This is a genomic window from Asaia sp. A2 (assembly GCF_057319415.1).
Map to the genome: position 1 here is coordinate 16,956 of NZ_JBXWTO010000019.1, position 21,188 is coordinate 38,143.

Consider the following 21,188-nt stretch of genomic DNA (forward strand, 5'->3'; position numbering starts at 1 on the left):
CCTGCAAGCAGGGCATTGCGGGACGCTTGTAAGGGGGTTCCGGCTTGCTTAGACCGGGTGAGGCGGGCTCGTGTCGCTATCTGGCGACGAATGGTCCTGCGCCAGCCCTGAATGCCCATTGTCGTCGAAAAGACGATACATGAAGATCAGATCGAGCCAGCGACCAAACTTGAAACCCATCTGGGGCAGGGGCGTGCTCTCGCTGAAACCTGCTGTGCGATGTAGCGCGATCGAGGCGGTGTTGCTGGCAGTAATGGCCCCAATCAGCACATGCATCCCGGCATGTTCTGCATGGGTGGTTATGGCCTCAAGCAACATGCGACCGATACCTTTGCGCTGCGCCGCACGTGCCACATAAATGGAGTGTTCCACCGTGCGGGCATAGCCTTCGTACACGCGGAACGGCCCGTAGGAAGCGAAGCCGAGGATCGTCCCGTCTTCCACAGCCACGATAACCGGGAAGCCGGCAGCCTTGCGATCGGCCATCCAGCCGCGTCGCTCTTCCAGGCTGCGCGGTGACGTTGCCCATATCGCCTCGGAAGTCGCAATCGCATCATTGGTGATGGCGAGAATGGCGGGCAGGTCGCTTTCGGTCGCGTCGCGAAGTTCAGTCACGGCGGCGCAGAACCAGCGTGGACCACTCGCCTTCGTAATACTGCTTCTCAAGCACAAGTCCCTGGCGCCTGTGCGCGGCCAGCACCATGCGGGCCTGGGTTGTCAGCAGGCCGGCAAGAATGACCGTGCCGCCCGGGGCAAGGTGGCTACCCAGATCGCGCGCCATCTTGCAAAGCGGGCGTGCCAGGATATTGGCGAAAACGAGATCGTAAGGGGCCTTGGCACGAACCGCCGGTGTCAGCCAGCCATTGCCCAGGCGGGCGTCTATCAGCGGGCCGATGCCGTTGAGCTTCGCGTTGCTTGCAGCCACCCGAACCGACCAGGGCTCGATATCCACGGCAAGGATACGCTTGTTGAAAAGACGTGCCGCCGCCATAGCCAGAATGCCCGACCCGCAGCCCATATCGAGGATACGGGCCGGTTTGCGCCAGGCCATGTCTTCCAGTGCTCGCAGGCAGCCACGGGTGGAACCGTGCTCGCCCGAGCCAAAGGCAATCCCGGCATCCAGCGTAATGGTCAGGCGATCACGCTTGTGGCTTGGGGTGAGATGGGTACCCCGAATGGCAAAGCGCCGTCCGACATCCTGCTGCGGAAACGCTTCATAGGTGCGGGCAAGCCAGCCTTCTGCCTCGGTGCGCTCGCGCACAAGCTCGGCATCCACGCCGGTCATGAGGCGCGCCAGGGTGAGGGCACGAGCAAGCTCTTCCTCCGCATGGCCCACATCCTTCACGCCCTCGACGCGCCAGATGTTCTGGTCTTCATTAGCCTCGAAAATGCCAACCGTTGTGCAGACGGTCAGAAAGGCCTGTTCAAAAAGCGGCACGGCCTCATCAGCGACGGTGACGGAGATGGTTTCAAGCGCCGAAGCGTGTCGTCTGGATGCGCTCACGAGACCTGTTCCACAAAATGGGCCATGATGCGTTTTTCGCCTGCCTTCTCGAAGTTGATATGCAATCGGTCGGATTCGACACCGAGCACGGTGCCATAGCCGAATTTCTGATGGAACACGCGCGCGCCCGAGGCAATTCCATGTGAGGCATCGGGGCGCACATCTGTCACGCGGGGGGCGGGTGTGCGAAAACGTCCCTGCGTGCTGCTCAGCGGGCCCGTTGCGAAAATGGAAGTCTGCGCGGCAGCCTGACGGCGCTCCTGCATGGCTTGCCCGCTATGTTCGACCGTTTCCGCAGGGATCTCGTCGATAAAGCGGCTGGGCATGGAGTCCTGCCAGTTGGCATAGATGCGTCGACGGGCGGCATGGATGATGATCGCCCGTTTCCTGGCGCGGGTGATCCCGACATAAGCCAGCCTGCGTTCTTCCTCGAGGCTCTTGAGACCACCTTCATCAAGGCTGCGCTGCGATGGAAATACGCCTTCCTCCCAGCCGGGAAGGAACACGGTGTCGAACTCCAGCCCCTTGGCCCCGTGCAGGGTCATGAGGCTGACCGTGTCGGCACTCGCCTTGTCCTCGGTCTCTGTGACGAGTGCCACGTGTTCCAGAAAGCCTTCGAGCGTACCGAAATCACCAATGGCCCGGAGCAATTCCTTGATATTGTCGAGCCGCCCCGGGGCCTCAGGCGACTTATCGTCGCGCCACATCGGCAGGTAGCCGCTTTCCTCCAGCAACTGCTCCATGGCCACCACATGGCCTTCGCTCTCACGGGTTTCGCGGGCGCGGGTAAAGGCCTCCATAAGGCCTGACAGGGCTTCGCGACCCTTGCCCTTTACGAGGCCGGTGTCGAGGGCATGAGCGACGCCAACACTGAGCGGCGCATTCAGGCTGCGCGCCTCATGATGAAGCTTCTGCAACCCGGCGGCACCTACGCCGCGTTTTGGCACATTGATGATCCGCTCAAAGGCGAGATCATCGGCGGGTTGGGCCAGAACACGCATATACGCCATGGCATCGCGTATCTCGGCCCGCTCATAGAAGCGCAGTCCACCGACTACGCGATAAGGCAGGCCAAGTGTCAGGAAACGTTCTTCAAAGGGGCGTGTCTGGAAGCCCGCTCGCATCAGAATGGCAATCTGGGAGAGGGGGTGCCCCTCACTGCGCAGCCGCTCGATGGCCCCGGCGGCGATGCGGGCTTCCTCGTCGGAATCCCATGCACTGATGATCTGCAGCTTCTCGCCCTGCGCGTCCTCGCGACCGGGCCGAAGCGTTTTGCCCAGACGGCCCGAGTTATGAGCGATCAGCCCGGAGGCTGCGGCAAGAATCTGGGCTGTCGAGCGGTAGTTACGCTCGAGGCGAACGATCTTCGCGCCGGGGAAATCCTTCTCGAAGCGCAGGATGTTTTCCACCTCGGCACCACGCCATGAGTAGATCGACTGATCGTCGTCACCCACGCAGGCGATATTGGCCGGTCCGTGTTCGCGCTTGGCCAGCAGACGCAGCCAGAGATACTGGATCGTATTGGTGTCCTGATACTCATCGACCAGAATATAGCGGAACAGTCGGTGATACTGGGCCAGAACGTCCGGCTGTGTGCGCAGGATCTCAAGCGTATGCAGCATGAGATCGCCAAAGTCACAGGCATTGACCGCCTTGAGCCGGTCCTGATAGGCGGCGTAGAGCTTGCGCGCCTGTCCTCCTGCAAAATCCGTATCCTCGGCGGCCGTCACTTGCTCGGGCGTCAAGCCGCGATCTTTCCATCGCTGGAAAATGCCCAGCAAAGCCTGAGGTGGCCAGCGTTTCGTATCGAGGCGGAACGGCTCCATGATCTGACGCACGAGCCGAAGCTGATCGTCAGTGTCGAGGATCGTGAAGCCAGTGGTCAGCCCGACATATTCAGCGTGGCGGCGCAGCATCCGGGCGCACAGGGCATGGAATGTACCCAGCCATAGCCCTTCCACGGTCTCGCCCAGCAGGGCACCCACACGCTCGCGCATTTCACGCGCAGCCTTGTTGGTAAAGGTGACTGCCAAAATCTGGTAGGGGCGCGCGCGGCCATCGAGCAGGATATGCGCAAAACGCGTTGTCAGAACGCGTGTCTTGCCTGTTCCCGCTCCAGCCAGGATCAGAAGTGGGCCCTCGGTCGTCTCAATGGCCTCCCGTTGTTCGGGATTGAGGCGTTCAAGGTAGTCAGGCGAGGGGGATGGAATAAAGGATTGCGTCACCCGACCGATATAGAATGTAATGCTCTTATGGCCAAACGCTCATTTTCGCCTGAAAGCAAGAACCTGCTTCGCGGTGTGGGGCCGCATGGGCATCGCGAGCGCATGCGTCACCGCGTGCTGAGCGCGGGGGCTGACACGCTGGCCGATTACGAAATTCTGGAGATGCTGCTTTTCAACAGCATACCCCGGCGCGATACAAAACCCCTGGCCAAGGCGCTTTTGCAGCGATTTGGGAGCCTCTCAGCCGTCTTCGCCGCCCCGGCCCAGGATTTGCGGTCGCTGGGTGTCAATGAGAAGGCACTGCTGCTTCTGCGTTTCCCCCCGGTACTCGCCGATCGGCTGGCTCTGGCAGAAGATCGCCTGCGTCCCCGCCTCGGGAGCTGGGACCAGCTTTGTGCCTATCTTTCAGGGGTGATGGGAAGTGCTGTGCCTGAGCAGTTCCGGCTGCTTTACCTGGATAACCGCAACCGTCTGCTGGCTGACGAACCAGTTGATGATTTTTCCACCACTGCGCCCATTTTCCGCAGGGCTCTGGCGCTTCAGGCTGTTTCCTTCATCGGTGTTCAGAAGACACTGACCACGTTTCATGCCGCAACGTCGCCCCTGCGTCACTTTGCAGAGCGCCTCAGTCTGGAGGCCAGTGCTCTCGCCATGGTCGTTCATGATGTTGTGGTCGTATCGGAACGGCGTCCCCCTTTGAGCCTCAGACAGAAAGGGTTTTTCTAGGCCATCCCAAGCGCGCTTTCTCGTATCATCAGAGGCGGGCAAGTGCCGAGAACTGGCCGTGCAGGGCAGGTGTCAGATCGCCGGGAGAAGCGACGAGGAGGTCGGCCCCTGCTTCCGTCAATTCGGCCTCTCCGCCATAGCCCCAGAGCACGCCAAGCGCGCGCAGGCGATTGGCGTGGGCGCCGGAGATATCGAATCTCCGGTCACCAATCATGAGCGTCCGTGCAGACGATAGCCCCTCCTGCTCCATGATGCGGGCGATCATCTCAGGCTTTTCACCGCCGCTGTCATCATCGGCGGCGCCGTGGACACGATCGAAGCATGCGTCGAGACCATGCTGACGCAATATCTCGCGGGCGAGGGAGGCTGGTTTCGAGGTTGCCGTGAAGATTCTGACCGGCGAGCGCGCGAGCGTGCGCAGCAGATCAGCCATATGCGGGAAGACAGGCGTCTGGAACTTACCCGACTTGTCATAAAGGGCGCGGTACAAGGCTACCGCCTCCTCTACCCTGTTGTCACCATAAACGCGGATGACCTCCTCCATCAGCTCGGCCAGGGGGGGGCCTACAACCCATGTGAGGTCGATCGACAGATCAGGCTCGTGCCCAAGCGCCCGCACGACTCCATGAAGCGTGTCGATGATCCCGATGCGGGAGTCTATGATCGTGCCGTCAAGATCAAATAAAACAGAATAATCGCTCGTATATTGGTCAAACTCTGACATACATCACTCGATTGATCTTGGCGGAGATGCCGTTGAAAGAAATAACTTGTAAGCATAGCGGCATAGATGTGAGACCGGGTCTGCCGCCACCCGACGCCGCGCAGGCTGTTTTTGGCTCGATGGAACTACCTCACATGGCCATGGCTGGCGGGCAAGGGCCCGTATTGTCGGATGAAGCCCTTCTGCGTCTATTTTGCGAAGGCTCGGGTATCTCCGCCAGTGAACGCTCCTCTTTCTGCGAGAACATGTTGATGCGTTTTGGTTCACTTGCGGCCATGTTCTCGTCGGAGCAGCGTACCCTCTCAGGGATCATTTCGCTGGATCGCCCCCTCATCTGCACGATCGCTGTTCTTCACGAGGCTGCCATACGGGTCAGTCGGGCACGCATGGGTGCGGGGGATATCCTCTTCAATCCAAAGTCGATGCTTGACTACCTGAAATCCCGCCTGACGCGCGAGCCGATCGAGCAATTCCGTATCCTGTTTCTCGACGAACGAAACCGCCTTCTGGCTGATGAGGCACAGACACGAGGCACGGTAAATCACACGCCAGTCTATCCGCGTGAAGTAGCACGGCGTGCCATGGAGATCGGTGCGAGAAGCATTGTGCTGGTCCATAATCATCCGAGTGGTGATCCCACACCGTCTGATGGTGATATTGCCATGACGCGGGACACGCAGCGCGCAGCATCCCTGATTGACGTGCGCATTGCCGATCATATCATCATCGGCAATGGCAGCTATTCGAGCTTCAGGGAACTGGGTCTGATGAAGGACCGCTGATCAGATTTCCTGTTCAGGCAGGGTCTTGATGCCGAGCGCCGCATCGAGGCGCGCCGTGATACCGAACGGCCCCGGAAGCGCCCCGAGCGGGAAAAGGGCATTCACATGGCCCATCTTGCGCCCCTCGCGGCACGCGCTCTTGCCGTAAAGATGCATGGCCAATCCAGCGCCAGCAAGAACCGCGTCACAAACGTCCATGCCTCCCGGACCGATCAGGTTCTTCATGACCGCATCGCTATGGCGATACGGGTTGGGAAGGGGCAAGCCAGCGACCGCGCGGATGTGCATCTCGAACTGATCGATCAGACAGGCATCCATCGTCCAATGGCCTGAATTATGTGGCCGGGGTGCAATTTCGTTGACCAGGAGCTCTCCCTTGGCCGAGACGAACATCTCGACGCCCAGGATACCCACCAGATCAAGTGTAACCGCAATACGGTGTGCTAGCGCCTCGGCCTGTTCCGCCAGAGCCACGGGAATACGTGCCGGTGCCAGACTGATATCGAGAATACCATCCTTATGCTGGTTTTCTGTTACAGCAAAGCACATGGTGGCGCCGCTCGTGTTGCGAGCGACCATCACGCTCAGCTCGCGCTCGAAATCCACAAACCCCTCGGCAATGAGCGGGAAGGGTAGATCGCGATCAAGTGCATCCAAGGCGGCCTGATCCGCAATGCGGAACTGACCCTTGCCGTCATAGCCAAACCGCGTGGTCTTGAGAAGGAAAGGGAATCCCAGCGCGGTAACCGCACTCTCAAGTGATGCCGCGTTCGGGACTGAAATCCAGGGTGCTACCGGAATATCATTGTCGCTCAGAAAGGTCTTTTCAAGAATACGATCCTGGCTGACGGCGAGAACCGATCCTGCCGGATGCACCGGGCAAAGTGACGAGAGCAGGTCCAGACCATTCGCGGAGATATTCTCGAATTCGAACGTGATGACATCGACGCTCTGCGCAAAGCTGCGCAGAACAGCTTCATCATCATAAGCGCCAATGGTCACGCGCTGTGCCGTTTCCTGCGCTGGCGGATCAGCTTCGGCGCTCAGGATATGTACATGATAGCCCAGACGGGAGGCTGCTACTGCAGACATCCGTCCCAGCTGTCCGCCACCGATGATGCCGATTTTTGACCCCGGAGGAAGCGCAATGGCCCTCATGACTCAGGGGTATCAGCCACAGAGGCGGTTTGCATGGCGCGCCATGTGTCCAGACGTGCCCTGACACCTTCATTCTGCAGGGACAGGATCGAGGCAGCAAGCAGCGCTGCATTGATGGCGCCAGCCTTGCCAATGGCGAGCGTGCCAACCGGAACGCCGCCCGGCATCTGGACGATCGACAAAAGGGAGTCCATGCCCTTCAGAGCGTGGGACTCGACAGGCACGCCCAGAACCGGAAGTGTGGTCCAGGCCGAGACCATGCCAGGCAGATGGGCTGCACCGCCAGCCCCTGCAATGATGACCTGAAGCCCGCGACCCCGGGCGCTACGGGCGTATTCAGCCAGTCTGTCAGGGGTGCGATGGGCGGAAACAATGCGCGTTTCGAAGCTGATATCGAGCTCTGTCAGCTTCTCGGCGGCAAAATTCATGGTAGACCAGTCCGACTGGCTCCCCATGATAATCCCGACACGAGGCGTCTGGGCCAGATCGGTTGTCTGGCTGTATAGATCGAGGTCTTCGCTCATTCAGGCAATATCATCCGGTATAAGGCGGTTCTCGATAAAGTTGATTTCGTCCTTCAGAAGCAGCTTGCGCTTTTTGAGGCGCTGAAGCTGCAACTGATTCAGCGGATGCTGAACGAGACGATCGATCACCGTATCAAGGTCGCGGTGCTCGCTGCGCAGTTCATGCAGACGACGGAGCATGACTTCATGATCAACGAGCATCAGGTTCTTTCCGCTTCAATTTCAGCCACTACCCGTTGAATCCTACAACAGGGTTAACAGCCGACGCTATCCCTACTTAGCTCTCCGCGTCGTCAAACGCTGATATTTCTGCGACGACAGGCACGGACTGTCCTTCACGGGCAAGGCGTTCATTGGCGGCCTGCACGGCAGCATTGAGGTCTGTCTGGCTGCAAAGGCCAAGAATTACCGGATCGCGCGGCTTGATGTTGGCGCTGTTCCAATGCTGGCGGTCACGCACCTTGGCAATGGTGTCCTTGGTCGTGCCAAGCAGCTTGATGATCTGGAGTTCCGAAAGCTGGGGGAACTGGCGCAGAACGAATGCGATGGCATCCGGGCGGTCATTGCGACGCGCGATCGGGGTGTAGCGTGCGCCCTTGGCGCGACGGGCGACCGGGTTGGCCTTGGCAGAAAGCTTGAGGCGCAGATCCGGGTTGCCTTCGCAACGGGTGATCTGTTCCTGCGTCAGCTGGTTGTTCTTGACCGGGTCATAGCCATTGATACCCGCAGCAACCTCGCCATCAGCAATGGCCTGCACCTCGAGCGGATGCATGCCGCAGAATTCGGCAATCTGCGTGAAGGTGAGGGCGGTTTTGTCGATCAGCCATACTGCGGTGGCTTTCGGCATAAGCGGCAAGGTCATCTCGGTCCATCCTGCGTGAGGAGCATCGCTCCAGCAGGCACCGATTTGAATGTCCTTACCCGGCGTACCGGGGAGATCTGCGCGGCACCTGCTGGATGCATAGCAAAGTCTGCGCAGATATGGTCTGCGAGAGCGGCAGGGGTCAAGCCCCTGCGCGCATTATTGGCAAAAAACCCGAGCGCCAGGCAATGTTGCCTCAACAACGCCCCTCAAAGCGAGGCGACGTAACAGGCCTGAGTCAAGCAGCGTGACTGACGGGAAGGGGGGCAGCTGTCGTCATCCCGGAGGCTCCGGCACTGTTCGAGGCTGGCATACCTTGCGAAATCGGAATGCGACGAGGCTTGAGCGCCTCAGGGGTGACTTGACGCACAGAGACGGTCAATAGCCCGTTCACCAGTTCGGCACCGCTGACCTCAATATGATCAGCCAGTGCAAAGCGCCGTTCAAACGCCCGGGTCGCAATGCCGCGGTGCAGCAGTTCACCCATTGTCGTCTTGCGGGGCACGCTGCCCTTGATGATCAATTGATTCTCGGCCAGGTAAACCTCGACATCATCAGGGCCAAACCCGGCAAGTGCCATGGTCACCTGATAAACATCATCGGCGGATTTTTCGATGTTGTAAGGGGGATAGCTGGCATGGGCCGGCGCATTGGACACGGCATCATCAACCAGACGGGCCAAGCGGTCAAAACCGATCGCCGAGCGCAAAAGCGGTGCGAAATCGTAGGACATGAAGAACCTCCTTCAAGGCAGATCCGATACTGCGCCTCCGCGTGGGCCGGCACAGAAACATGAAGCGTCGTCGCAACCCCAAATGGGCATTGTGACAGGCTTTATGTGGGATCATTTCCGGGCGGGACAAGGCCCCGCCCGGGAAGGAGCGCCTGATATTACTTCTTGGCGGCGCGAGCGCCGATGCCGGCAAAACGCTTGTTGAACTTGGCCACCTGGCCTCCCGTGTCGAGCATACGCTGCACGCCGGTCCAGGCCGGGTGGGACTTCGGGTCAACGTCGAGACGCAGCGTGTCGCCAGCCTTGCCATAGCAGGACTGCGTCTTGAACTCGCTGCCATCAGTCATGATGATGGTGATCTCGTGATAATCGGGGTGAATGCCGGTCTTCATCTGTGCTGTCCTTGTTGCAATGCTCCGATGCCGACCGGAGCGGATGGCGGGGCTATAACGGAAAGAAACGGTCAGGGAAACGACAAAAACGCAGAAACTTCTGCGCCGCCATTGTTTTTTCTATCCGGCCTCAGGGTTTTATCCCACAATCCGGGGTGCCTGGCCATTTCGGTCACGGGTGATGCCCGCGTCACGAACCGAGCCTGAATTCGTTGTTTACCGCACCCATCCACTTTCTTGCCACAAGGAAAAAGATCCACGATGTCTGATCTACGTTCAAGGTTGCACACCCCCGGCTGGATTGCCGAATTTCAGAAGTTCATCATGCGCGGCAATGTCATCGACATGGCTGTCGGTATCATCGTTGGTGCAGCTTTCACGTCGATTGTCACCAGTCTCGTCAAGGATATCCTTACTCCCGGCATCGGACTGCTCACGGGTGGGATCGATTTTTCAAACATCTTCGTCACCCTCAAGGGGCCGGTGCTTCCTACCTTGGCAGAGGCTCAGAAGGCGGGAGCCGTCACGGTCAATGTGGGCGTGTTCCTCAACGCCGTGATTCAGTTTCTGATTGTGGCCTTTGCCGTATTCTGGCTGATCAAGATTGTCTCGCGTTTTCAGCACAAGCAGGAAGCAGCTCCGGCTGCCCCGCCTGCACCGACCAAGAGCGAGGTTCTGCTGACCGAAATCCGGGATCTGATCGCGAAGGATCCCAAATAAGCCAGTCTTTATCGACCTGTCTTGTCGCGCCCGCTTGGCGGGCGCTGTTTGGTGGCGCATGATCGGTTCATGCGCCATTTTCTTTCATCCGCTATTCTGGTTTCGGCCCTGTCTCTCACTGCTTGTGCCGGGGGCGCAGGCGACCAATTGATGCGGGGCCGCTCACCAAGCGTTCTGCTCACAAGCTATGCCATTGCCAACGGCATGGCGGAGCACGGCATGATCGTGCGCATCATGCAGCACAAGGCGACGAAGACCGATATCGCGCGCCTTATCGCGATCGATCACAATACGTGGCAATTGATCCGGCAGGCTGCGTTCTCGCCCACAGATTCCAATTTCAGGCGTGCTGACGGTGGAATCATGCAAATTCTGGATTACGCCACTCCGGTCGCACAGCCGGTCCCTGATGTTTCAAAATCAGGGCTCGCCGCCCCCTGACCGGATTCAAGCATTGGTCACGGAGCTAGGGGAGGCAAGCGCAGCCTAGCCTCCCCGAAACTTTAGCCTCAGGAGGCTTTGCTACGACGCAGGCGCTTCTCGCCCATGAGCAGAAGCAGCGGTGCGGCAATGAAGATCGACGACGACGTGCCGACCACGATGCCGAAGAGCATGACAGTGGCAAAGCCGGAGAGGCTATGCCCCCCGAAGATGGCCAGCGGCAGCGCCGCGAGGAACACGGTCATGGAAGTGCCGAGTGTCCGATTCAGCGTTTCGTTGATGGAGAGATCCAGCAACTCGCGCAAGGGCATGGTGCGATACTTGCGCAGGTTTTCACGAACACGGTCATAGACCACCACCTTGTCGTTGGTGGAATACCCCAGGATCGTCAGGATGGCGGCCACCATCACCAGATCAAACTGGAAGCGTGTAATGGCGAGAAACCCGATCGTCTTGGTGAGGTCGAGTACCAGCGTGATCACGGCGCTGACCGCGAATTCCCACTCGAAGCGGATCCAGATATAGACCAGGATCATGGCAAGGCTGAGACCGAGGGCAAGAAGCCCATTGCGAAACAGCTCGCTGGAGACCGAGGCGCCAACGGCATCGGCACGAAGGACCTGCGTACCTGGCTGAGCCTCGACAACCGCATGACGCACGGTATCGACCAGCTTTTGCGTTTCGGCTTCCTGCGTCGGGCCCGCAGGCGGTGTGTCGAGCTGAATCAACACATCGTTCTCAGCCCCGAAGCGCTGTAATCCCGCAGCAGAGATGTTGTGGACGGCCAGCGCATGACGCAGCTTGTCGAAATCCGTCGGTCCCTGGGTCTGGGCCTCGACAACAATACCACCATGGAAATCGAGACCGAGCTTGAGGCCCGGCACGAAGAACAGAATGACCGAAAGAGCCGACAGGATGGCCGAGGTTGCAAGGCCAGCATAGCGGCCCCGCATGAATGGGATATGCTTGTCTTCACGGACGAAGCGGAAAAGGGGACGTGAGAGCATCGCTTCAGACCGGCAGTTCTGTGGGGCGGGTGAGGGCATACCAGCGAACCATCAGCAGACGTGACAGCAGCATGGTGGTGAAGAGGGTCGTGACGATGCCGACCGTAATCGTCAGGGCGAAGCCACGAACGGGCCCTGTGCCGAACACGAACAGCATGACGTGCGCCAGAAAGGCCGTCGCGTTGCTGTCGATGATGGTGGAGGAAGCGCGTTCAAAGCCTGCCTGCATGGCGGCAAGTGCTGTGCGTCCGCGACCGACTTCCTCGCGAATACGCTCGTTGATCAGGATGTTGGCATCAACCGCCATGCCGAGTGTCAGCAGCATACCTGCCATACCCGGCAGGGTCAGTGTGGCCTCGAACAGCGAGAGGATAGCCGTCATCAGCACCAGATTGGCCAGCAGCGCGATGTTCGCATACAGGCCGAAACGCCCATAGAACAGCGCCATGAAGATGATCACGAACATGAAGCCAACAGCCAGACTGATGGCGCCGGCTCGGATCGAATCAGCGCCCAGGGACGGGCCAATCGAGCGCTGCTCGATAACCGCCAGCGGCGCGGGAAGGGCGCCTGCACGCAGCATTACAGCAAGATCGGTTGCTGTCTGAGCGGTGAAGTTGCCCGTGATCTGGCCGTTACCCTGCGTAATGGGGGTCCGGATGACTGGGGCCTCGATCACCTTGTTGTCGAGCACGATCGCAAAGCGTCGGCCGACATTTTCGGTGGTGGTCTGTGCAAAGGCGCGGGCGCCGGCTCGATTGAACGAGAAGGTGACAGCCCATTCGCCCGATTGCTGGTCGATCGATGCACCGGCATTATTCAGCGCCGCGCCATCAACAGCGACATGATCCAGCACCGGCAACATCGCGCCTGTGCTGATATCCTGCATGAGGGTGGATCCTGGCGGTGCGACGGCGCCCCCTCCGGCCGAATTGGCCAACAGGCGGAATGTCATCTTGGCGGTCGTACCCAGAAGACGCTTGATATGCTCGGGATCGCTGATGCCGGGCAGTTCGACAACGATGCGGTCGTCTCCCTGTCGCGTGATCTCGGGGTCCACTGCACCCGTGCTGTCGATACGACGGCGAACGATCTCGATGGACTGCCCGACGGCCTCGCGCGCGCGCTGACGCAACGCGGCCTCGTTCAGGGTCATCACGACGCGGTCGTGATCGAGTGCGGCGGCTACGTCACTGCCAGCGCCAGTCAGCGAGGAGAGAGCCTCAAGGCTGGATTGCTGCTCGCTTGCATCACGCGGGAGGAAACTGAGCGTTCGCCCAGCGGCATCCTTGCGAAAATCGCGATAGCCGAGGTTCTTTTCAATCAGGACCTGCTTGGCCTGATCCTCAAGACCCTGGAGGCGGTCATCAACAAGGCTCTGCTGATCGAGTCGAAGCAGAAGATAGGAACCGCCGCGGAGATCGAGGCCCAGATGGATCTGATGCCAGGGCAGCTTGGCCGCAGGCGCACGCATGAAATTGGGCAGGCAAAGCAGGAGGCCGAGGAAACAGACCCCGAGAACTCCCAGCATGGTAGGCCGACTATAGTACATCATCGAACGGAGCGGCGTCCTTCTTGTAACGACCGGAGATTTGAGGCTACCGCAAGGCGGTCAGGCTGCGGGAAGATGCAGGCAGGCGCTCTGCGTTGCAACCTCCCTGTGGCCCCTGCTACACCAAAAACATGATTTCAGACGCGTATAGACCGGGAAAAGACATGCTCAAGGTCGGAATTGTGGGGGCTGGGCATTTTGGCCGCTTTCACGCCCTCAAGGCAAAGGACTGTCCGCGCGAGCAGCTCGTCGCTCTTTACGACCCGGATCAGGCGCGGGCGCAGCTTGTGGCCAAGGAGGCCGGTTGTGCAGTTGCGACAAGCCTTGAGGCCCTGATTGCCCAGTCTGACGCGGTGATTGTGGCAGCCCCGGCGGAACAGCATTTTCCGGTCGCCTCGGCCTGCCTCACCGCAGGGCGTCACGTGCTGGTGGAAAAGCCCATCGCCGCGACCCTCGATGAAGCCAGAACCCTGGCGGCACTGGCGAAGGCTGAGGGTTTGGTGCTTCAGGTGGGACACTTGCTGCGTTACTCCTCCGAACACAAGGCGATTTCGGAGCGTATCGGCAAGCCTCTGTATATCGAGGCGACGCGGATTGCCCCCTTCAAGCCACGCGGCACGGATGTGTCGGTCATTCTCGATCTGATGATCCATGATCTTGATCTGGTTCTTTCACTGGTCGACTCTCCCATCGAGTCCATAGACGCGGTAGGCGTTGCGGTATCGAGCGCGCATGAAGATATTTCCAATGCGCGGGTACGGTTCGCCAATGGATGTGTCGCCTCCATCTCGGCCAGCCGTATCTCGCTCAAGACCGAACGCCGTATGCGTGTCTTCTCGGAGGAGGGTTACCTTTCGGCCGACTTCGTTCAGCAGGAGCTGACCATGATCGGCCGCAAGCGTGGCTTGCCTCTACCGGGCACAGGGGGCTTCCGGCGCGAGGCACTGCGGTGGAAGGACAATGATTGCCTTGCCGCCGAGCACGATGCTTTCGCAGCGGCATGCCTGGACGGCGCACCGATCCTCGTTGATGCAGAGGCGGGCATACGGGCGCTCGATGCGGCCATTCGTGTCAAGGCCAGCATGGATGAGACGAGGGCGCGCATGGAGATGTCGGGACTTGTCGCATCAGGCAGCAGCCTGTCTCCAGCCGAGGCCTGAGCTGCAAAAGGGGCACTTTCCTGCCCCGGCATCCCTTGATGACTTTAGGCCGGTGTTCAGACGCCGGACTCGATCTCTTCTTTCTTCATCTCGAGAAGGAGCCATTCCTCCTCGGCGGAGGTAAGCGCTGCCTCGGCAGAAGTCAGCTCGTCAGTTACCCGGGTAAACTTCTTTGCGTCCTTGCTATAGAGCGACGGGTCCGAAAGTGTCTCACGCAGGGTGACGACGAGCTTCTCGAGACGGTCGATCTCTACAGGAAGTTTCTCGAGTGCCAGCTTGTCCTTGTAGCTCAGCTTCTTGCTGTTGCGCTCTGATCTTGCGGCATTCTTATCCCGTGGTTCGGCGGCTTTGCTTTCCGGAATTGCATTGCGCTCAGCCGGGGCCTGGCCGCCTGTCTGGGCCAGCATGTCACTGTAACCACCGGCATATTCGATCCAGTTGCCGTCGCCCTCTGCCACAAGAACCGAGGTGGCCACGCGGTCGAGAAAGTCGCGATCATGGCTCACCAGCATGACCGTACCTGGATAGTCGTCCAGCATTTCCTGCAACAGATCGAGCGTCTCAAGGTCAAGATCATTCGTCGGCTCGTCGAGCACGAGCAGGTTTGATGGCTGGGCTAGTGCACAGGCAAGGGCAAGCCTGCCACGTTCACCGCCAGAGAGGACACCGACCGGCGTGCGCGCCTGTTCGGGGCGGAACAGGAAGTCCTTCATATACCCGATGACATGGCGTTTCTCGTCGCCAACCTGTACCATGTCGCCGCTGCCCCCGGTCATGGTGTCCGCCAGTGTCATAGACGGGTCGAGGCTTGCGCGTCGCTGGTCCAACGTCACAAGCGAGGTGGAGGGACCCACCTGCACGCGTCCAGTATCAGGCTGATCCTCGCCGGTGAGGAGACGAAGCAGCGTCGTCTTGCCCATACCGTTCGCCCCGACGATCCCCAGGCGGTCGCCCTTGAGCACGCGCAGGTCAAGATTTTTGACCACAACCCGCTCGCCAAATGCCTTGGTGACATCTTCCGCTACGGTTGTCAGTTTTCCGGTTGTCTGCGCCTCTGATACGGTCAGCTTGAGCGAGCCACGAAACTGGCTTGCGATGTCCTTGCGGCGCGAGCGCAGTGAAGCGAGTTCGGCAACACGGCGGACATTGCGCTTGCGGCGGGCTGTCACGCCATAGCGCATCCAGTCCTCCTCCCGGGCAATCTCGCGATCGAGCTTGTGGGCGGCAAGTTCCTCCAGCGCCAGAACCTCTTCGCGCCAGTCCTCGAAGCGGGCGAAACCCTGATCGAGGCGGCGGGTGATACCCTGCTCGAGCCAGACGACGGCACGCGAAAGAGTTTCGAGAAGGCGACGATCATGGCTGATCACGATCATGGCTGAACGCATGGAGGCAAGCTCGCGCTCAAGCCATGTGATGGTTGGCAAATCGAGATGATTGGTTGGCTCATCGAGCAGTAGCAGGTCGGGTCGCGCAGCAAGAGCCCGGGCGAGCGCACAGCGACGAGCTTCACCGCCCGAGAGTGTCGTCGTGCTTTCGTCACCTGTCAGTCCAAGTTCCGAAAGCATGCTGCGGGCGAGGTAATCTTCCTCGGGCTGCAAATCCTGAGCCACGTAATCGTAGCTCGTCTTGAAGGCCGAGAGGTCTGGTTCCTGCGGGAGATAAACGATCTTGATTCCGGGCTGCACGAAACACTGGCCAGAGTCAGGCAGGATCTCGCCGGCAGCAATGCGCAGAAGCGTCGATTTGCCTGAGCCATTGCGGCCCACAAGACAGAGCTTTTCGCCCGGGGCGACCCCGATTTCGGCGCCGTCCAGGAGAGGACGACCCCCGAGAGTATAGGAGATATCGCGTAAATGAAGGATCGGTGCAGCCATGCGCCCTATGTGTCGCACCGGCTGCGTCGATGCAAGTCAGATCGCTTTGAGACCACCCGTGACTGCCTGATAGGTCGTTATGGCCAGTGTGGTCGGCTCGAAAGGCTTGGTGATGATGAAAGACGGCTCTTCCTGCTCGCCGGTAAGCAAGCGTTCCGGGTAGGCAGTCACGAAAATTACCGGTGCCTGATGGTCTTTCATGATGCGCCCAACAGCGTGCATGCCGTCGCCGCCACCACCCAGATTGATATCTGCCAGGATAAGTCCGGGACGTGTTTCCTTGGCCAAGCGCACAGCATCGGCCTCGGTGTAGGCAACCCCCGCAATGCGATGGCCGCATTGCTGCACCACGTCCTGGATGTCCATCGCAATGATGGGCTCGTCCTCGATGATCAGCACACTTGTCTCGGCAACCGAACGCAGACCCTCATTCGCCTTGGCGATATCATTGAGAATATCGGCCTCAGTTCGTCCGAGGATCATGGCAACGGCGCTAAGGGGAACTTCCTCAAGGGATGTGAGGAGCAGGACGAAGCGCTGCGTCAGGGTGAGGGACGATGAGGGATGAGCACTGGCGTTGGCCGCCTGGAAGCAGTCGATGATCGACTTGTAAAGACGGAAGCGAACACTGACCTCATGTCCGCCCTTGCGCGTAGCCATGTCGCGTATGGCAAGCGCCACAAGCTGATCACCCTGCTTCTGTGTGCCTTCAAGAGCTCTTGCAAAACGTCGCGCAAAGGGCAAGGCTTGCATGAGGTCTTGGCGCTCTGCATCGACCATAGAGAAACGAAGCTCCAGAAATTTTCCGCCAACACAACGCGGTTCGTGGCGTTACGATGGCACTTTTTCTGCGCTGAGCAAAGAGGAATGCAGTCATGCGCTATCGGGAGATCAAAGGCTGAGCACCCCCAAGGCAGATAATCCGCAAGAAGCGGGCGCGAAGGCTGATCCCGTTCGGCGGGGAATTGCCACACACCTCGTCGATCTGCGCGGTTTTGCACGCTACCTCACCAGAGATGCCTCCGCCGCCGACGATCTCGTGCAGGACACGGTTCTGCGTGCGCTCGCCGCGCGTGACAGTTTCATTGCGGGGACCAATCTCAAGGCTTGGCTTTTTACGATCCTGAGAAATGTTTTCTTCGAGCAGCGCCGTCGCAAGGTGAAAGAAACGGAGATCCTTGGTGAGATATCACGAGGTAGTGAGGAAGGGTTTGATGAGCGCGATCGATACAAGGATGGCGTCATGGATCTTTCACAACTTTTGTGGCGTCTGCCTGACCTTCTGCGTGAGGCGCTGATTCTCGTGGGTGCCCAGGAGATGAGTTACGAGGAGGCCGCTGCGATTTGCGGTTGTCCGGTCGGTACCATGAAAGCGCGTGTGTCGAGAGCACGGGCCCAGCTTGCCGAGATTGCCTCACCACCTGAAAAATCCGTCTAGATTAACCCTAGAGAGCAGCAAGCGTTCTTCCTGACCGCCACAGACTGCCCTTGCGACAAGGCATTTAAGGACTCTGACAAAATTTTTCAGTTTTTTGTCATTGCATGCAACCTCTTCTCTCGCCCGTTCATTGGTCCGTTGAAAAGCACCGAGCGAAGAAGGATTTTCGCATGACCAGCTTCCATGACCAAGTTATCCAGATTCTCCCCAAACTGCGCGTTCAGGCTCTGTCCCTGACACGCAACCGTTCCGCTGCCGAGGATCTGGTTCAGGACGCGGTATGCAATGCCCTGGCTGCTCAGGACAGCTTCATCCCCGGCACGAATTTCTCGGCTTGGATGCACCGCATCCTGCGCAACCGCTTCATTTCGGATCTGCGCAAGCGTCGTGAAACGACGGATATCGAGGACGTGCCGGCTTCGTCTTTCGCGAGCAACGCCACTCACGAAGACAGCCTGGCTCTCAAGGATCTGTCTATGGCTCTGTCTCGCCTGCCGGCAGACCAGCGCGAGGCGCTTGTTATGGTCGTGGTGCAGGGTATGAGCTATGAAGCCCTTGCGGAAGCAACGGGTTGCGCGGTCGGAACCGCCAAGAGCCGTGTATTTCGTGCTCGTCGCCAGCTCGAAGCCTGGATGACAGGCGACCTGCCGGCTAACGATAAGCTTCGCGTGAAGGTCGCGGCACTGCGTGCTACGTTGGATGATCGTCGTCGTAAGGGACTCAAATCTGACGATCTTTTCACGTTCTGATTGTTTATCATGCTGTCAAGGCGGACGTAGGCTACGACATTTTTGCAGAACTGGCAGGGGGGATGGGAGTGCTCATTCCCCTTTTGCGCGATTGGGTCTTTTCTTTTACTCAAAATGCGCAGATTGATTTTTGTGAGTGCAACTCGTCCCGCAGCGCATTGTTAAGATCGCATGGGTTTATTCGTTTCGTTGAGGTGAGGACATGACTGGGGGAAAGGACGGTGCGCCGAAGAAGTCCCATCAGGCAGCCCCTGACCATGAGGTGGATAATCCGTTTGATCTTTGGCTGAAGCGAGGGTTGCACCAGCTTTTCGACGATGTCGCAAACGAGCCCATTCCTGACGAGTTACTGCGACTTATCGAGGAAGATCGTGACGAGACCAAGTCCTGACAGGACAAACAGCGTGCCCCGCGTAATCAATCAACCGTTGGGGTTCACAGGTTGAAGCTCTTCCTTCTCCGTCCTTTTAAAAATCTTCGCTCGCAGTCAGGCCTACTTGATACGGTAGGCTCGCGTGTTATGGCGCTCATAATATGTACATCGTTGCCCCTCGCATCGGTTGCCGGCGTGTTGGCGTGGCATGCTTATCTCGCAACATCGGATAACAGCTTCGAGCGAACGCGTGCTGATGCATTGAGCGCCAGGCATGAGATCTCCGCTGATCTGGGTCGATCTCAAGGCGCTCTTGAAACCTTGTCGCAAATCACCTTGCACGAAGAGTTGGCGCCCCGTGCGTTCCAGCTTGTCCAGTCCATCAGTCAGCAGCACTACTGCGCGTTGGAGTTGGTTGATCGGGGTGGCCATATCATCGCAAGCAGCGTGGGCGGGGAGCGTGACGGCAATCCTTGTCAGGCCAATCTTCTCGCTCTGACTAACGCGGCGCGTGATGCAGCGATCACCCAGGATCGTTTATCGAACGACAGCGGTCGTCCGGAAATCGTAAAAGCGGGGACCGTGCTTCTCGCGAAGTCAGCTATCAGCCTTGTCTATATTGACCGTTCAGGCTCGACAGTTCCCGGGCATCTCATCGCTTTTCGCCCGTTGGTCAATGAGGAGCTTGTCGCAACTGCGCAGTATGCACACCCATTATCGGATCTCGACGCGGGGGCCACCGATCTATGGCTGTTTACAGCAGACACCCCACCTGTCTCATTGACGTCCAGGCAACATGTGAAAATGCCTTGGTCCAAGGAAGTGACGGATCGCCTCATGGCCGATCTGAAGACCGGTCGCCATTCCGATCATTTCGAGGTGGACGATGTCTACTATACGCTGATCCCTGGATATGGCCCTACGAGCATCGTCGCAATCTCCGTCCGTAGCGCCGCCGAAACAAGAGCTTTGCAGTTGTTTCTCGCCCGGGTCATGCTCATCGTGCTTATTCTGATTGTCGAGCTGCTCCTCGTAGCATTGGCCGCTCAGCGTTATCTGGTAGAGCCTCTTGAGAAACTGGCATCGAGTGTCTCGGAATGGCGCCGACACGGACTTTTTCAGCCGGATCTTCCAAAATCACTCCCTCTTGAAATTCGACAAATGGAACGCGCTTTCAGTCGAGCCACCAAACGGCTGGATCGTCACGAAACCCGATTGCAAAAGGCGACGAAACAGCAGGATCTCCTGATTCGTGAGATTCACCACAGAGTGAAAAACAACCTGCAGATTGTGGCGTCACTCCTTAATCTGCAAGCAAACCGAATCAAGCTTCCCGAGGCAAAGGAGGAGTTTCACCTTGTCAGGGACCGTGTGAGGTCTCTCGCGACCTTGCATCGCTATCTGTATCCGGAGGGTGGTCTGAGCACTCTCGATATCAGGGCATTTCTCGAGGAGCTTGCCAGTCAGATATTTACGGCAAACAGTCATGCAAATAAGGGGCGCATAAGCCTGTCCGTTGATGTACAGGACTTGCCCATCACCCCGGATCAGGCTGTACCGCTCTCTCTTATCGTCACAGAGATCGTGACAAACGCCTTGCGGTACGCTTTCCCGAAGGGAAGAACCGGCGCCGTTCGCATACAACTCAGTCGCCTTGACGACACGGCCCTGTTATTGATTGAGGATGATGGTGTTGGTCTTGCCTTCCCATCCGACAGCGAAAAGCGCGAGGGAATTGGCTTGCAACTTGTTCGCGGCTTTGCCAGGCAGCTTGGCGCCACTCTGGATATCATTTCGGAAGAGGGCACGATTTATCGGCTGGTGTTCCCGGTGCACTTGCAGCGTCGTAATCTGGCCTGACGCGCTTCAGTCGAGGTCAGCGCATCACTTTGATGCAATATGGCCACATCGAGGAACATATATTCTGGCATTTCCATGTCAGCGCGAGGCTGGGTGGCACTCATGGCTGTGACCTATTCCACTTTAAAGCCTTTGTGCCTCATGTCGACCGATGGCAACCAAGTTGGCCCTGCATCGGGCACAAGCATTCCAGCGGCTGTAAACCCCAAACTATCGCTGTCGCTAGTAAATTCGCAATAATTTCCGTCGCATGATCATCGCGACCGGTTGCTGTTTTGCTGGATCTGGAAATTTTACCTAGCCACAATCAGAACTTTAACGTTCTTTTGTGGGAAAGCGAGAGATTGACATCTACGTTGACGAGATTGACCTACTCCCCGAGCA

At 58.7% G+C, this 21,188-nt stretch carries 23 protein-coding genes; 9 read left to right on the forward strand and 14 right to left on the reverse strand.

Translation table 11 applies throughout. From position 1 onward, the window contains the following. Nucleotides 1–48: 48 nt before the first annotated feature. Genes ACWNRM_RS13265 through ACWNRM_RS13275 form a run of 3 tightly spaced genes read right to left on the reverse strand, consistent with a single transcriptional unit; the run spans nt 49 to nt 3,729 of the window. A complete protein-coding gene (locus ACWNRM_RS13265) occupies nt 49–615 on the reverse strand; it encodes a GNAT family N-acetyltransferase (protein WP_485171035.1) in 567 nt (188 codons plus the stop codon). Continuing rightward, nucleotides 608–1,504 carry a 50S ribosomal protein L11 methyltransferase gene (locus ACWNRM_RS13270; protein ID WP_062164606.1) on the reverse strand — a complete coding sequence of 299 codons (897 nt, stop codon included), beginning with the start codon at nt 1,502–1,504 and terminating at the stop codon, nt 608–610. Before ACWNRM_RS13270 ends, ACWNRM_RS13265 begins: the two co-directional genes overlap by 8 nt. Next, nucleotides 1,501–3,729: an ATP-dependent helicase gene (locus ACWNRM_RS13275; protein WP_485171034.1), complete on the reverse strand. Its 2,229-nt coding sequence runs from the start codon at nt 3,727–3,729 to the stop codon at nt 1,501–1,503. Before ACWNRM_RS13275 ends, ACWNRM_RS13270 begins: the two co-directional genes overlap by 4 nt. 27 nt (nt 3,730–3,756) lie before the next feature. On the opposite strand from ACWNRM_RS13275, the gene ACWNRM_RS13280 reads away from it, so the two are divergent. Beyond that, nucleotides 3,757–4,455 (forward strand): JAB domain-containing protein, encoded by a 699-nt coding sequence (locus ACWNRM_RS13280; RefSeq protein WP_485171033.1) that lies wholly within the window; start codon nt 3,757–3,759, stop codon nt 4,453–4,455. A gap of 28 nt (nt 4,456–4,483) precedes the next feature. On the opposite strand, the gene ACWNRM_RS13285 is transcribed toward ACWNRM_RS13280, so the two are convergent. Next, complete coding sequence (locus ACWNRM_RS13285) at nt 4,484–5,179, reverse strand: HAD hydrolase-like protein (RefSeq protein WP_485171032.1); 696 nt, start codon at nt 5,177–5,179, stop codon at nt 4,484–4,486. Nucleotides 5,180–5,313: 134 nt separating this feature from the next. Here ACWNRM_RS13285 and ACWNRM_RS13290 point away from each other — a divergent pair, with 134 nt between their 5' ends. Beyond that, nucleotides 5,314–5,961, forward strand: a complete 648-nt coding sequence (locus tag ACWNRM_RS13290; RefSeq protein ID WP_485172230.1) for a JAB domain-containing protein — start codon at nt 5,314–5,316, stop codon at nt 5,959–5,961. Here the strand turns inward: ACWNRM_RS13290 and ACWNRM_RS13295 are convergent, their stop codons facing one another. The 6 genes from ACWNRM_RS13295 to rpmE form a co-directional block, all read right to left on the reverse strand. Further along, the gene (locus ACWNRM_RS13295) at nt 5,962–7,119 is read right to left on the reverse strand and encodes a 5-(carboxyamino)imidazole ribonucleotide synthase (protein ID WP_485171030.1); all 1,158 of its coding nucleotides are present in this window, start codon (nt 7,117–7,119) and stop codon (nt 5,962–5,964) included. Continuing rightward, nucleotides 7,116–7,643 carry a 5-(carboxyamino)imidazole ribonucleotide mutase gene (gene purE, locus ACWNRM_RS13300; protein ID WP_485171029.1) on the reverse strand — a complete coding sequence of 176 codons (528 nt, stop codon included), beginning with the start codon at nt 7,641–7,643 and terminating at the stop codon, nt 7,116–7,118. The genes ACWNRM_RS13295 and purE overlap by 4 nt, the downstream gene beginning before the upstream one ends. Then, nucleotides 7,644–7,844 carry a DUF465 domain-containing protein gene (locus ACWNRM_RS13305; protein ID WP_023978056.1) on the reverse strand — a complete coding sequence of 67 codons (201 nt, stop codon included), beginning with the start codon at nt 7,842–7,844 and terminating at the stop codon, nt 7,644–7,646. A 76-nt stretch (nt 7,845–7,920) separates the two neighbouring features. After that, the gene (locus ACWNRM_RS13310; protein ID WP_485171028.1) at nt 7,921–8,505 is read right to left on the reverse strand and encodes a DUF1013 domain-containing protein; all 585 of its coding nucleotides are present in this window, start codon (nt 8,503–8,505) and stop codon (nt 7,921–7,923) included. A 238-nt stretch (nt 8,506–8,743) separates the two neighbouring features. Then, nucleotides 8,744–9,238, reverse strand: coding sequence for an Hsp20 family protein (locus tag ACWNRM_RS13315; protein ID WP_485171027.1), 495 nt, complete (start codon nt 9,236–9,238; stop codon nt 8,744–8,746). Between the two features lie 158 nt (nt 9,239–9,396). Then, nucleotides 9,397–9,630 carry a 50S ribosomal protein L31 gene (gene rpmE, locus ACWNRM_RS13320; protein ID WP_023978053.1) on the reverse strand — a complete coding sequence of 78 codons (234 nt, stop codon included), beginning with the start codon at nt 9,628–9,630 and terminating at the stop codon, nt 9,397–9,399. Nucleotides 9,631–9,891: 261 nt separating this feature from the next. Here rpmE and mscL point away from each other — a divergent pair, with 261 nt between their 5' ends. Both mscL and ACWNRM_RS13330 read left to right on the forward strand, forming a co-directional pair. Beyond that, nucleotides 9,892–10,350, forward strand: coding sequence for a large-conductance mechanosensitive channel protein MscL (gene mscL, locus ACWNRM_RS13325; protein ID WP_485171026.1), 459 nt, complete (start codon nt 9,892–9,894; stop codon nt 10,348–10,350). Between the two features lie 69 nt (nt 10,351–10,419). Then, a complete protein-coding gene (locus ACWNRM_RS13330; protein ID WP_485171025.1) occupies nt 10,420–10,791 on the forward strand; it encodes a hypothetical protein in 372 nt (123 codons plus the stop codon). A 68-nt stretch (nt 10,792–10,859) separates the two neighbouring features. On the opposite strand, the gene secF is transcribed toward ACWNRM_RS13330, so the two are convergent. Both secF and secD read right to left on the reverse strand, forming a co-directional pair. Beyond that, entirely contained in the window at nt 10,860–11,798 is a 939-nt protein-coding gene (secF, locus tag ACWNRM_RS13335; RefSeq protein WP_485171024.1) for a protein translocase subunit SecF, read from the reverse strand. Between the two features lie 4 nt (nt 11,799–11,802). Continuing rightward, nucleotides 11,803–13,350 carry a protein translocase subunit SecD gene (secD, locus tag ACWNRM_RS13340; RefSeq protein WP_485171064.1) on the reverse strand — a complete coding sequence of 516 codons (1,548 nt, stop codon included), beginning with the start codon at nt 13,348–13,350 and terminating at the stop codon, nt 11,803–11,805. Between the two features lie 164 nt (nt 13,351–13,514). Here secD and ACWNRM_RS13345 point away from each other — a divergent pair, with 164 nt between their 5' ends. After that, nucleotides 13,515–14,510 carry a Gfo/Idh/MocA family protein gene (locus tag ACWNRM_RS13345; RefSeq protein ID WP_485171023.1) on the forward strand — a complete coding sequence of 332 codons (996 nt, stop codon included), beginning with the start codon at nt 13,515–13,517 and terminating at the stop codon, nt 14,508–14,510. A 56-nt stretch (nt 14,511–14,566) separates the two neighbouring features. On the opposite strand, the gene ACWNRM_RS13350 is transcribed toward ACWNRM_RS13345, so the two are convergent. Then, on the reverse strand, nt 14,567–16,384 hold the full coding sequence (locus tag ACWNRM_RS13350; RefSeq protein WP_485171022.1) for an ABC-F family ATP-binding cassette domain-containing protein: 1,818 nt from the start codon (nt 16,382–16,384) through the stop codon (nt 14,567–14,569). 36 nt (nt 16,385–16,420) lie between these two features. Continuing rightward, nucleotides 16,421–17,164, reverse strand: coding sequence for a PhyR family response regulator anti-anti-sigma factor (locus tag ACWNRM_RS13355; protein ID WP_485171021.1), 744 nt, complete (start codon nt 17,162–17,164; stop codon nt 16,421–16,423). 184 nt (nt 17,165–17,348) lie between these two features. Here ACWNRM_RS13355 and ACWNRM_RS13360 point away from each other — a divergent pair, with 184 nt between their 5' ends. The 4 genes from ACWNRM_RS13360 to ACWNRM_RS13375 all read left to right on the forward strand — a co-directional run bounded on the left by ACWNRM_RS13360 (nt 17,349) and on the right by ACWNRM_RS13375 (nt 20,804). Beyond that, nucleotides 17,349–17,822, forward strand: a complete 474-nt coding sequence (locus tag ACWNRM_RS13360) for a sigma-70 family RNA polymerase sigma factor (protein ID WP_485171063.1) — start codon at nt 17,349–17,351, stop codon at nt 17,820–17,822. A gap of 170 nt (nt 17,823–17,992) precedes the next feature. Continuing rightward, nucleotides 17,993–18,571: a sigma-70 family RNA polymerase sigma factor gene (locus ACWNRM_RS13365; RefSeq protein WP_023978043.1), complete on the forward strand. Its 579-nt coding sequence runs from the start codon at nt 17,993–17,995 to the stop codon at nt 18,569–18,571. Between the two features lie 202 nt (nt 18,572–18,773). Then, the gene (locus ACWNRM_RS13370) at nt 18,774–18,962 is read left to right on the forward strand and encodes a NepR family anti-sigma factor (RefSeq protein WP_485171020.1); all 189 of its coding nucleotides are present in this window, start codon (nt 18,774–18,776) and stop codon (nt 18,960–18,962) included. Nucleotides 18,963–19,265: 303 nt separating this feature from the next. Next, nucleotides 19,266–20,804, forward strand: coding sequence for a sensor histidine kinase (locus ACWNRM_RS13375; protein WP_485172231.1), 1,539 nt, complete (start codon nt 19,266–19,268; stop codon nt 20,802–20,804). Nucleotides 20,805–21,188 lie beyond the last annotated feature (384 nt).